This window comes from Methanofervidicoccus sp. A16, assembly GCF_003351865.1.
GTDB lineage: Archaea > AGJL01 > Methanococci > Methanococcales > Methanococcaceae > Methanofervidicoccus.
In genome coordinates, this window is sequence record NZ_CP022242.1 from 388012 (window position 1) to 400491 (window position 12480).

The 12480-nt window shown below is 33.0% G+C and carries 10 protein-coding genes; 4 read left to right on the forward strand and 6 right to left on the reverse strand.

Annotated features, from left to right (window positions below; genetic code table 11):
* Positions 1-110 precede the first annotated feature (110 nt).
* Positions 111-749 carry a DDE-type integrase/transposase/recombinase gene (locus CFE53_RS01840; RefSeq protein WP_148119920.1) on the reverse strand — a complete coding sequence of 213 codons (639 nt, stop codon included), beginning with the start codon at positions 747-749 and terminating at the stop codon, positions 111-113.
* Between the two features lie 321 nt (positions 750-1070).
* On the opposite strand from CFE53_RS01840, the gene CFE53_RS01845 reads away from it, so the two are divergent.
* Positions 1071-2384, forward strand: a complete 1314-nt coding sequence (locus tag CFE53_RS01845; protein ID WP_148120205.1) for a radical SAM protein — start codon at positions 1071-1073, stop codon at positions 2382-2384.
* A 526-nt stretch (positions 2385-2910) separates the two neighbouring features.
* On the opposite strand, the gene CFE53_RS01850 is transcribed toward CFE53_RS01845, so the two are convergent.
* The gene (locus tag CFE53_RS01850) at positions 2911-4125 is read right to left on the reverse strand and encodes a molybdopterin molybdotransferase MoeA (RefSeq protein WP_371678269.1); all 1215 of its coding nucleotides are present in this window, start codon (positions 4123-4125) and stop codon (positions 2911-2913) included.
* 393 nt (positions 4126-4518) lie between these two features.
* Here CFE53_RS01850 and mtnA point away from each other — a divergent pair, with 393 nt between their 5' ends.
* Positions 4519-5505, forward strand: coding sequence for an S-methyl-5-thioribose-1-phosphate isomerase (gene mtnA, locus CFE53_RS01855; protein WP_148120207.1), 987 nt, complete (start codon positions 4519-4521; stop codon positions 5503-5505).
* 663 nt (positions 5506-6168) lie between these two features.
* Here the strand turns inward: mtnA and CFE53_RS01860 are convergent.
* The 3 genes from CFE53_RS01860 to CFE53_RS01870 all read right to left on the reverse strand — a co-directional run bounded on the left by CFE53_RS01860 (position 6169) and on the right by CFE53_RS01870 (position 9404).
* Positions 6169-7047, reverse strand: coding sequence for a PHP domain-containing protein (locus CFE53_RS01860; RefSeq protein WP_148120208.1), 879 nt, complete (start codon positions 7045-7047; stop codon positions 6169-6171).
* A 10-nt stretch (positions 7048-7057) separates the two neighbouring features.
* On the reverse strand, positions 7058-8572 hold the full coding sequence (locus CFE53_RS01865) for an NAD(P)H-hydrate dehydratase (RefSeq protein ID WP_148120209.1): 1515 nt from the start codon (positions 8570-8572) through the stop codon (positions 7058-7060).
* A 460-nt stretch (positions 8573-9032) separates the two neighbouring features.
* Positions 9033-9404: a CBS domain-containing protein gene (locus tag CFE53_RS01870; protein WP_148120210.1), complete on the reverse strand. Its 372-nt coding sequence runs from the start codon at positions 9402-9404 to the stop codon at positions 9033-9035.
* Positions 9405-10300: 896 nt separating this feature from the next.
* Here CFE53_RS01870 and CFE53_RS01875 point away from each other — a divergent pair.
* Positions 10301-10972, forward strand: a complete 672-nt coding sequence (locus CFE53_RS01875; protein WP_148120211.1) for a TIGR00289 family protein — start codon at positions 10301-10303, stop codon at positions 10970-10972.
* On the opposite strand, the gene CFE53_RS01880 is transcribed toward CFE53_RS01875, so the two are convergent.
* The gene (locus CFE53_RS01880; protein WP_253254765.1) at positions 10969-11295 is read right to left on the reverse strand and encodes a hypothetical protein; all 327 of its coding nucleotides are present in this window, start codon (positions 11293-11295) and stop codon (positions 10969-10971) included. The two genes, CFE53_RS01875 and CFE53_RS01880, sit on opposite strands and share 4 nt — an antisense overlap.
* A 281-nt stretch (positions 11296-11576) precedes the next feature.
* Between CFE53_RS01880 and pheA the strand changes: the two genes are divergently transcribed.
* Positions 11577-12404, forward strand: coding sequence for a prephenate dehydratase (gene pheA / locus CFE53_RS01885; RefSeq protein ID WP_148120212.1), 828 nt, complete (start codon positions 11577-11579; stop codon positions 12402-12404).
* Positions 12405-12480 lie beyond the last annotated feature (76 nt).

The window sequence follows — 12480 nt, forward strand, 5'->3', positions numbered from 1 at the left end:
TTATTATTTTTTATCTTTCTTATTGTTAAATTATTATTTTTTATAATGAGAACTAGGTTAACGATAAAAGTTATAAATAGAATATTAATAAAAAATTTGGACCTGTCCACTTAACATAAACACCACCTCAGTTTATTATAATACAGAACAAATAACCTACAAAAGAAGTTCCAGTTTCTAACAGGATTTTTAGCATTAATAGAGCAGAAAAAGATCTTTACCCTCTGCTTCAGAGAAGAAAACACCGATTCTATCAAACTCCCCCGCCCAAAAGTCTGATGTTCAAAGTTTAAATTAAGACTTTTTAGAGCACTAATTAGCCATGGGGCTTTATCTATAAGGAATTTAGGCTCACCCCTACAGTACTTCAGTACTTTCTTTACAAAGGACCTCGTAATTAGATGATTCCTTATTGTATAGACTCTCATTAAAATTAATTCATTCCTCTCAACATCTACAGCTGAATAAACGTAATAGTGCTTCCCGCCACCTTTAACAACAGTTTCATCCACCGCTATTAGATCTCTTTCTCTTTCCTCTGTTGTAATGGATAATTCTTCTTTAAACTTATTTATCCAGTTCCAAACTGATGTTTTTGAGACTGGATAAATCTCTGAAAGAATTCTGGCAGTCCTTCTTACTGAAGATGTCTGAATGTAGGTTGCAATGGCGAGTGTTTTAATTTCTATGGGTATTTTGTTCCTCTTAAAGATTTTTAATTCCTTTATAATATCTTTTACTCTTAGCATAATAGTATCTTATGTACATTGTTATATATGATGTTTGTTTTATGTGGACAGGACCGTATACATATACCATAAATATAATAATAAAAGTGGTAAAAATCTATTAAATAAAGAAGTTAACAGAAATCCTAACCTATTTCTCTAGTGTTCAATGTAGTTCATGGAATATAGTCATATTTCTTTTTTACTAATTTATTTTTTTCCTGTTTAATGTTTTTAATATAATTCTTTATATTTTTTATAATTATTATTTGAAATCTTCGATAGAGTTATTATTTATTCAATAAGGTTTTAGATATACCTATAACCCCTTAGGTATCAAATATGAAAAATGTGGCACTTATATATCCAAATAAGTTCAAAGGAGGCATCTCCTGTTTAGCTATGCATGTCCTCTATTATCACCTTAATAGGTATAGGGATATCCATTGTGATATGTACTTCTTAGAGAACTACTCCCAGATAAAGAATAAAGACGCTATAATCATTACCCTACAGTACGAGAACGATTACTTCAACGTAGTAAGAATAGTAGAGGAACTTAAAAGTAAAAATCCAGAAGCCATCTTTATTGGAGGAGGTCCCTGTAGTATGGCCAATCCTCTACCCCTAAGTGATTTCTTCGATGTATTTGTAATAGGGGAGATCGAAGGTACAGATATTATGTACCGTCTCATTAACAGAGAGACAGATGTAGAGGGAGCCTATTTTCCAGAGTATCATGGTAGAAGTAGGGAGGACTTCAAGGGTATAAAGAGGGTGTATCCCAAGAAACTTGGTATTGAAGACTATCCGATAAAACAGTTTACTCACCCTTCAGGGGCCTATGGAAAGGCATATCTCTTAGAGATAGGGAGAGGTTGTCCAAGGAGATGTAAGTTCTGTATGGCTAGAGGTATATACTACCCTCCTAGATTTAGGAAATTAAAGGATCTCACCTATCTTGTAGATGAGGGATTAAAATACACAGATGCTGAGAAGGTAGCACTTATATCCCCCTCAGTTGGGGACTATAGGTATATAATAGATCTATGCCAGTATATAAGGAACAATTACAATATTCAAATATCTCCCTCCTCATTAAGGGCAGATACTATAAGTGAGGAACTTTTGGAAGTACTTGATATTAAAACCTTAACTATTGCACCAGAGGCAGGGAGCGAGAGGTTAAGAGACTATATAGGGAAGGACATATCCAGTGAAGATATAGAGAGAGCCTTGGAAATTGCGAAAAAGAGAGGGATTGAAGGAGTAAAACTTTACTTTATGGTAGGATTGCCTACAGAGGAAAGGGAAGATATTCAGGAAATAATAAACCTCTCTAAAGATGTTAAAGAGAAGTTTAGGAGAGTATCTGTAAGTGTGAATCCATTTATTCCAAAGCCTTGCACAGAATTTGAGAGGGAACCATTTAATATGGAATCTAAAAGTACTATTAAATACATTGAGAAATCCTTGAAAAAATACGGTATCCAGGTTAGTTATGAGAATTTCAACTCTATGGTTGTTCAGTGTGTTCTATCTAGGGGAGATGCCTCCCTTGGAAATTTAATAAAGGAATATAATAAACCTAACCAACTACTTAGATATCTGAAGAAAAAGGAACTTCTAGATAGATATTTGGGAGCACTGAAGTAAAAAAATATAATAATTCATTAATTAACTTTTATGGTAGTCAGAAATATAAAAAATATTTAAATTAAAAATTATAACAAAAATTAAAATGAAAATAAAAATTTAAAATTAAAGTTAATACCCTAGTTCCCATCAAGACTGTGATTAGAAGAATAATAAAAAAGTAATAAAAATCTTAAGAGGAATAATAAAATAAACCTTAATTCTCATCAAAGTGATGATTTAAATAAATAAAAATAACATAAAAATAATAATATTAATAATAGCAACTGTTAAGAAAGATCTGCTCCACTCCCATAGTATTTTAAAGCACCCTAGGAGAGATTATTTACCTCTTATTTTGATTTTAATACTTCCTTTTATACTTTTATTTTTATATATTATTTTATAATTTTTGTTATTCTTATTAGAATTTTTTGATGGGAATTGGAGTTATTATGTCCTTTTAAACTATATAATAAAAAAGAAATTTTTTAGAATTTCTTATTTTTATAATTATAATTTAATTATTATTTTATTTATCAAAGAGTTAAAATAGATAAACCTTTACATAATCTCCTTTTTCATAACCCTCTATATTTTCATCCACTATTATATACCCATCCCCATCTTTAAGAGAGGAGAGTACTCCACTCCCCCTGATCCTTAGAGGCTCAACGTAGGTTCTACAGTTTTCACTGACTAACTTTACTCTAACTATATCTGTCCTTCCTGGTGTTGAGGGCACACCTCTCTTCAGTGGTAGATATACAGATCTTCTACTTTTGAAGTAATTTCTGAAGAACAGCTCAAACTGTACCACTGCAGCAACTGGATACCCTGAGAGTATATAGAGAAGCACCTCTTTATCCTCCAAGGAGCAACTTCCAAATCCGAAAGGTTTTCCTGGTCTTATCTGTACTCCGTGGATTATCAACTCTCCAATATCTTTAACAACTTCAATAGTATAATCCCTATCTCCCACCGACGTGCCTCCAGTGGTAATTACTATATCGTTTTCTTTCATGGCCTTCAATAGAACTTCTTTTATCTCTTCTTTATCATCTCCTACACTTTTATACATCTTTGGAGTGAATCCCAACTCTTTTATTAGAGCGTAAAACATGGGAGTGTTAGAATTTATTATATACTTTTTCCTCTTCAACTCCTCTGTACTGGTGAAATCCTCCAGATCTATTAATTCATCCCCTGTGGATATTATCCCAATACTTAAATCATAAACTCTGATATGTCTTATACCTAAGGAGGAGAGCATTCCTATATGGTAAGGAGTAATAACCTCTCCCTTTTTAACTATCAGATCTCCCTTCTTAATATCTTCTCCTACTTTGGATATATTCTCATAAGGACGAACTCCTTTTCTGATCTCTACAAATCCATCTCCTTCTATACAGTACTCTTTCATTACCACTGCATTTACGCCCTCAGGTGTTGCCATCCCAGTGGATAACTTAACACATTGACCATTTCTAACAGGTGTATTGGAATCCTCTAGAAGATCTAGTATTACAGGATTTATTTCAGAGGCTCCAAAGGTATCCTCTGCTATTACTCCGTAACCATCCATGGCAGATCTGTTGAACATAGGTAGATCTTCAGGAGACGCTATATCTTCCGAGGATATTTTGTTATAAACTTCGTATATAGGAGTTAATTTGGTCCTTTTTTCGATTAATTTTTCCAGCATTTTAAATACTATGTCTCTGGCTCTTTTATAAGGTATCAGATTCTTCAAAAGCATAATTTTCACCATTGTGATGAAAAAATAATAAGAGTAGTTAAGTAGATCCTAATAGTATATAATATAACTTAGAATAAGGATAGTATCATATTCTTCTGAAAAGTACTATAGATTCTTAACTAGAAAAGACTACAGATTTTACATATTTTACTGGTATTTTAGAATATCTCAAGAACGACGACGAAATTTATTCTTTATTATATATCTAACAATTTTTAAATTTATTTATTTTTAATTTTTATAATTTTTACGTGATATGAATAGTTTTTATCTGTTAAATATAATTTTATAATATTAAGTAACAACACTACTTAACGAAATCTATACACACATATTTTATCCTAAATTAGAAAAAGATCCATCCATGTCTTATCATTAACATTTAAAAGGGATAATATGGAAAAAGATACTCTAAAACCTATAATATGGGATGATAAAAACAGTCAACTTATCCTCATAGATCAGAGAAAACTGCCCCATAAGTTGGAGTACTTCATATGTAATAACTACGAGGACGTTGCCTTTGCCATCGAGGATATGGTTGTAAGGGGCGCCCCTGCAATAGGGATAAGTGCAGCCTACGGGATGGCACTTGCAGAGATAAAGGGAGAGGATATTGAAAAAGCGTATCATAGGTTAAAAAACACGAGACCTACTGCTGTAAATCTATTCTGGGCTTTGGATAGGTGTATGAAGGCTTACAATAGCAACAGATCCATCCTTGATGAGGCGAAACTTATCCATGAAGAGGATAAAAAGGTATGTAGGAGGATAGGTGAAATAGGGGAGAGGGTTATTGAGGATGGAGATACTGTACTAACCCACTGTAACGCTGGAGCCCTTGCAACCTCTGCCTATGGAACTGCCCTAAGTGTTATAAGGTTTGCACACTATAGAGGAAAAAATATAAAGGTTATAGTTGATGAAACGAGGCCAAGATTACAGGGAGCAAAGTTGACAAGTTTCGAATTAAAGTATGAGGGAATCCCAGCGAAGATAATAACTGATAATACAGCAGGTTTTTTGATGAAAAGAGGGATGATAGATAAGGTTATAGTTGGAGCAGATAGAGTTTTAAGGGATTATACAGTTTTCAATAAGATAGGTACCTATTCCCTGGCTATACTTGCCAAATATCATAACATACCCTTCTATGTAGCCTCTCCAACATCAACCTTTGACTCTAAGAGTTCTATAGAGGATGTGATAATCGAGGAGAGGGATGAGAGGGAGGTACTCTATATAGATGGAGTGAGGATAGCACCTGAAGGTATGGGAGCCTACAACTACGCATTTGATATAACTCCCTTTGAGTTGATCACCGGGATCATTACAGAGAAGGAGATAATATACAACGAAGAGGATAGTAGGATAAAGGGTTAGTTAAGTTCATCAATACTTTCAACTTATAATTGGATGGATTAGAAAAATGATAGTAATAAAATTAAAAATAATAAAAAAATAATTTAAGAGTAAAAAATCCTTATAGAAAAAATTAACAAATCTTATATTTGTCCAACTATTCAAATAATTTAAATTTTTTCTACCCTAATTCCCATCAAAAAATTCTAATAAGAATAACAATAATTATAAAAATAAAACAATAATAACTACCCTACTTCCCATCAAAAGGATAGTTTAAAAAAATAATAAGAATTATAAAAATAATAAGATAAAAAATAAGAAAAAATTAAAAATAAAAACTTCTATTAATTCCGGATACAGAAATTTTAAAAATAAGATTGGAGGAGAATGATCCCATATATCTTCTAATACATGAATTCAGAATAAGATCTCATAATATTATCTAAGGGTTCAGAAGATCCTAAGGATATTTAAGAGTTTTTATATAGATTTTATACTGATTATTTTAATCATGTTTTTATTTAACAATTATTATTATTTTTCATTTTTTCATAGTTCTTTTAATCACTACTTGGTAAGAACTAACGTTAAATTTTTTCTATTTTCTGATTTTTAATTAAATTTTTTATAATTATTATTATTTTTATATGTCCATGATTTATGACATTTCCTATCAAAAATTTAAATATGCACCTCCTTTAACTTGCTCTTAGCCTTCCTCTTGAGGTAGTAGTTACCAAGGATCCCTGAGATAAAAGGTAGAGGAGTACCGATATACAGCAATCCACTGAACATTGCAAGGATCTTCTTATAAAACGGTATATCTAACTCATTCCTAAAGAACAGAGATTTAAGAAGTTTCTTCTCAGATTCGTAGACTATCTTATAACTCCAGAGTATTATATCCCAGAGAGGTGTAGGACTACCGCCGTAGGTAGTTTTTCTATTTACAATTGCTTTATAGAGGTCGTCCTTAGAGGTTCCCTCGAAGTAGGTACGTCCATTACCTACCATCTTTGCCAAATGTGCATCACTATTTCCTATGAAGGCAACAGGTTTCTTGTGGTAGTTTTCCATAACCTTTTCAAGGGCTATGTTGTTAATTATGCCGTCTCTGTGGTAGGCGTTAAATACCTCTACACCGTCTAGATCCAACTGAAATATCTTATCTCCCAGGGCATGACAGATAGGACTGTAGGGATGAGGTGCTATTGCTAAACCTCCCTGTTCATGGATCAACTCTATAGTCTCCTCTGCAGAGAGTCCCTTAGGAATCTCCTCATTTAAGTACAATCCTATAACTTCCCCATCCTTAGTCATTATCTCGCTTCCAACAACAACCTCTACCCCAAACTCCCTCTCAAGTTTCTGAGTCTCCAGCCCTCCCCTTATTGTATTGTGATCTGTAACTGCTATAACACTGAGACCCTTTTTCTTGGCGTACTTCATAACGTTCCTAGGTTCCTCTACAGAGTCTGGAAACTTCAACCCCATATACTTCATTATACCTGAATATTTGGTGTGGATATGTAGATCTCCCTTTGAATACTCCTTCTCCATCGTATCCCTCCTATTTAAACATACTTAGTACCTTGGGAATACACTCTATGAGATCCATAGGTGTGTAGTAGTATCCCTTTTCACTTAACAGCATATCCCCTGCATATCCATTTATATAAACTCCACAACATGCAGAGATAAACCCATCATTCTTAGAGAAGAGAGCACCCACTATACCACAGAGTACATCTCCAGTACCTCCTACAGTCATCCCTACATTACCAGTTTTGTTTATCTTTATCTTTTCACTGTTAAAAACTATGTCGTATCTACCCTTTAAGAGTATGGTGGATTTTATATCCTCCAACGAAGTAGGATCTTCAAGATCTATTCCCATATACTCAAACTCCCTCCTGTGAGGAGTAAATATAAAGTTCTCCTTAAACTCAAAATCCCTGTAGTCTATAACCTTTATAGCGTCTGCATCTATCACTACCTTCTTATCTCCGATCTCATTCAGATATCCATTTACAAACTCTTTAGTATCATCATTTGTCCCTAAACCACTTCCCAGAATTACTACATCATAACCTCTGGAGAGTTCCACAACCTCATCTATACAATCTCCACCTAAATAATCTCCCTCAACCTCATAACCTATAAGATGAGGATAATTCCTCAGAGCCTCTATGGTAGGTTTAACTGAAACTACTGTTGTTAGATCTACGATCTTTGAGGATGCCAATGCAGAGAGTATCGGTGCACCAAAGTACCTCTTAGAACCTCCTACTACTAAGACCTTCCCATTCTCACCTTTATGGGAATTAGGATCCCTCTTAGAGAGGGCGTACATATCTCCCCAACCTACCACATAGTGGGCTACTGTAGGAATGCCGATCTTTTTAATTACCGTTTTATTAACGTCATTCTCCATCTTGTTCCTGTGGAAGGTTACTATTAAATCTCCTTTTAATCCCTTAGTCTCAACATCTACAGATACTATTTTAACATTCCCTTTACATCTTAATCTATTTAGGCTATCTACTAAGGTTTTAAAGGGCTCCCTAAGTTCCCCCTTAATGCCAGTTCCAAGGAGGGCGTCTATAACGATTATATTATCCTCTCTGTTATTCTCAATCTCTCCTATTACTTCCAATATCCCTTCTATACATGGCGCCTCTCTAATATCAAGTCTAAAATCTAACTGAACTATATTTTTCAGTATCTTAAAGTTCTCCCCTGCCTCGTAGGTTTTTATAAACTCCTCTCTCCCAAGGAGTACAACTGTTAAAGTATCCTCAAAACTACAGTAATCTGTTAGATGACGGACTGCTGCAAACCCATCTCCCCCATTATTCCCAAGACCACAGAATACGTATACTCTATTTTTAGAGTCCCTCCTTAGATACTTTGAAACCCCCTCTGCAACAGATTTTCCAGCATTTTCCATTAGAAGTATCTTAGGAATGCCTAAGTATTCACAGTTGTTATCTACTATATTCATTTCCTTTGGAGTGATATACTCCCTAAATTTCTTACTGTAGTACTCCCTTAAAAGTTTGTAGAATATCTCTAAATTATCCATAGGGATCATTTTTTTAATTTATGTTAAATATTTTAGTTGGGATAGTTTTTATAGTTTTCTTAAAGGATTAATTTTGTATAATATCTTTTACTAAATTAATGAAAATAAAAAATAAAAAAATAAGATCTAAATAACCTGGACGTCTGGAGAAAAAACTAATAATTCCCTCGTTAACAGAGGTTCTATTATAAAGTTTATAATACTACCCCAATTCCCATTAAGATAGTGATTAAAAATATATAATAATTATTATTATGATAAAAATAATAAAAGTTTTAAGAGGAATAATATAAAAGGAATAAAATTCTGATAGATGTAAAAATATAACCTTTTTTGGACACACTGAAAAACAAGTAGGATTACTTTTTAATTTTTAGTTTTTATTCTTATTTTTTATTTTATTATTATTTTTTATATTATCACGTTGGTGGGAACTAGGGTTTATAATACTCCATTTTAATTACTTAAGGGATCTGAAATACTTCAAAAGATCAAAAACTGAGAGTGTACCTACTACCTCCCTATTTTCATTAACCACAGGATAGCCTACAACCTCCTTCTTTATCATCTCCTCTATTAAATCCTCAAAGATCTCTTCATCCTCCTCTAACACCTTTATCTCATCGATATAGAGCATGAGATCCTCCACCTTTGAATGTTTACATCCCACCATTAGATCCAGGGCTCTAACCCATCCCTCAAGTTTCCCATCTTCAACTACTGGAGCGTAGGTTTTGTTCTTTCTATACATCAACTCAATAGCCTCCCCTCCCACCATATCGGGAGACAGTGTTATAAAATCTCTATTCATTATCTCTTTAACCTTAGGCATCTTTACCCTCGGAATTTTTTGTTATTAATAAGAAATATACAGTGTATCGAGTCTTTCCTACTCTATTTAGTATTTAAGAGTATCTTGAAGAGATTAATAAATAATAATAATCTGGATTACTTTTTCATATAACTTCCTTTAAATAACAATGATATTTTTTATTTTTATGATTTTATTTATTTTTTAACTTTGTTTTTAATATTATTTTAATATTTAACTCTAATTCCCATCAAAAAATCCTGATAAGAATAGCAATAATTATAATAAAAAAGTTAATTATAATAAAAATATAAAAAGAAGATATTAAAATCAAAATAAGAGATAAATAATCACCTCCTAGGACGCTCTAAGACACTATGGAAGTGGAGTAGATCCTTCTTAGCAGGTTGCTATTATTAATTTTGTTAAAAGTATTATATTTTAATTATAACCTTAGTTCCCACCAAGGAGTAATTAAAAAATAATAAAAGATAATCAATATAATTATAAATCATAATGAAAATAATCAATATAAAACCTATTCTTTTAAAGATCTTTCCGAACCTTTAGGTAAGATAGAAAATCATATTCTGATATCCACTAATTAGAAGGTATTCAGAGGATCATTCTCCTCCAATCTTCTTTTTAAAAATGTTATATCTGGGTTATAGAAGTTTTTATTTTAAACATTTTCTTTATTTTTTTATCTTATTATTTTTTATAATTATTTTTATTATTTTTTAAACTATTCTTTTGATGGGAAGTAGGGTTTTAATTATAATTTTTATTATTTAAATCATTACTTTAATGAAAATTAAGGTTTTAATATCTATAATAATCATTTATTACTTTATTAAGATCATTTCGATAATTGTTTATCCAAATATTGTAAAAATTCTCTATTAAAGGTGAAAACGTTGAAGGTGGCTGCACTCTACTCTGGAGGAAAGGATTCTGCATATGCCCTGTGGTGGGCGCTACATCAAGGCTGGGACGTTAAGTACTTAGTAAATGTAGTACCTGAAAACAGAGAGAGTTATATGTTCCATGTTCCCAATGTAGAGTTAACAGAGTTAGTCTCCCAGAGTACAGGTATCCCCCTTGTAAGGGTATATACTAAGGGAGAGAAGGAGAAAGAGGTACTGGATCTAAAGAGAGCCTTAGAGAAGTTGGATATTGATGGAGTGGTTAGTGGGGCGATTGCAAGTGAATACCAGAGGAGGAGGATAGACCACATATGTGAGGAGTTAGGTATAAGGTCCTTCGCTCCACTCTGGCACAAGGACCAGGAGTTGATACTTAGAGATGCTGTCAAGTTCTTCCAGTTTAAGATCGTCAGTGTGTCTGCATACGGGTTAGGGAAGGAGTATCTTGGAAAAACTATCGATGAGAACAATCTCCAAAAGTTAATAGAAGTTATGGAGAGGTATGGGATAAATAAAGCCTTTGAGGGTGGAGAGGCTGAGACCTTTGTCTTCGATGCACCTTACTTTAAAAAGAAGATAGTTGTAGTAGATTACGAGATCCTCTGGGATGGAAGATCTGGAGTTTATATAGTCAAAGAGGCCAAACTAGTTGATAAGTACTAACATAGAGTCCTATGGGATGCTGGGATACTGAGGGTACTGTTACAGTTGGGACATTGAATTGTAGTTTCCCCAGATTTGTAGTTTGCCTCAAAGGGTTTTTTACAGTTAGGACACAGCCATATCCTCTTGGAGGTTTTCACACATTCTCCAATATCGCCAACTGTTGGATACCTTTCACAGGATCTATCGCTGTTGTCCTTCTTATACCTAAAAAAAGATTCAACTGTACTTAGATATAGATTTACAGTAGATTTGTTTATACACTCCTCCCCACCACATATGGGACAGAGGATTTTTAACTCCTTTTTATCTTTAGTACTCATGATATAACCTCACTGGAAATAATATTACTGATATTTTATCTATTACAATAGTTTATAAATACTTTGTTTAGAGACTGCATATAGTAAAAATCTGATAAAAACAATTTTCCTAGAATTGAGCATTTCATATTTTTTATTTTTAATTAATTATTATTTTTTTAATAATAATTTTTACTTTTAACTTTTATATATAATTAGAAGTAAGTTTACCATTTTTATAGGATTACTTTATTATTACTGACAATCCAATAAATACCTTTCTTTTATTATGGTGAAAAAATATGATCTACTGTTTAGGTCCTAAAGGAAGTTACTCTGAAATGGCTGCTAAAATATTCTCTAAAATCCTGGGAAAAAATACTATAGTATGTTGCAACTCTATATACGATGTTTTTCAGGCGTTAGAAAACAGTGAAAATGACGCTTATGGTGTTGTACCATCTGAGAACTCCATAGAAGGATCTGTATCTCTTACCCAGGATCTACTATTGGAGTTCTACGACAAGATCAGAATATATGGAGAGTTGGATATAAATATTAATCACTGTCTAGTGGGATATAACAAAGAAAAGATAAAGAGAGTATACTCCCATCCCCAGGCACTTGCCCAGTGTAGAAAGTATATAAAAAAGCATGGTTGGGAAGTTGTGCCAGTATCCAGTACCGCCAAGGCTGTTAAGTTGGTTAGATCTCTAGGAAGTGAAGAGGTTGGAGCAATTGCCTCAAAGGAGGCTGCTAAACTCTACAATTTAAAGGTCCTTGAGGAGGGAATACAGGATTACAGAAACAACACCACAAGGTTTATACTTATTGGAAGAAAAGGATCAAAGTTGGAGTTAAAGGGAGATGAGACGAAAAAATCTACAGTTATAGTAAAACTGATAGAGGATAGGCCAGGTGCTCTATACGAGATATTAAAGGTATTCAACGATTTTAAGGTCAATTTAACGAGGATAGAGTCAAGGCCCTCAAAGGAGGAGTTGGGCAACTATATATTCTACATCGACTACATAACTCCTGACAATGAGGAGGATCTTATAGAGGCGTTAAAGAGGCATGTGGCATATATAAAACATTTAGGAAGTTATAGGGTTTTTAGTAGGGGTTGATCTATTTTTTAAGGGATGCTATAATCAAGTATCATTAAACTAATAAAAATAATAAAAAGAATAATTAAAATCAGAA

Bases quoted from the DNA above. Each gene is read 5' to 3' on its own strand.
- CFE53_RS01840 (WP_148119920.1), bottom strand. From the start codon at position 749: ATGCTAAGAGTAAAAGATATTATAAAGGAATTAAAAATCTTTAAGAGG.
- CFE53_RS01845 (WP_148120205.1), top strand. From the start codon at position 1,071: ATGAAAAATGTGGCACTTATATATCCAAATAAGTTCAAAGGAGGCATC.
- mtnA (WP_148120207.1), top strand. From the start codon at position 4,519: ATGGAAAAAGATACTCTAAAACCTATAATATGGGATGATAAAAACAGT.
- CFE53_RS01860 (WP_148120208.1), bottom strand. From the start codon at position 7,047: ATGGAGAAGGAGTATTCAAAGGGAGATCTACATATCCACACCAAATAT.
- CFE53_RS01865 (WP_148120209.1), bottom strand. From the start codon at position 8,572: ATGGATAATTTAGAGATATTCTACAAACTTTTAAGGGAGTACTACAGT.
- CFE53_RS01870 (WP_148120210.1), bottom strand. From the start codon at position 9,404: ATGCCTAAGGTTAAAGAGATAATGAATAGAGATTTTATAACACTGTCT.
- CFE53_RS01880 (WP_253254765.1), bottom strand. From the start codon at position 11,295: ATGAGTACTAAAGATAAAAAGGAGTTAAAAATCCTCTGTCCCATATGT.
- pheA (WP_148120212.1), top strand. From the start codon at position 11,577: ATGATCTACTGTTTAGGTCCTAAAGGAAGTTACTCTGAAATGGCTGCT.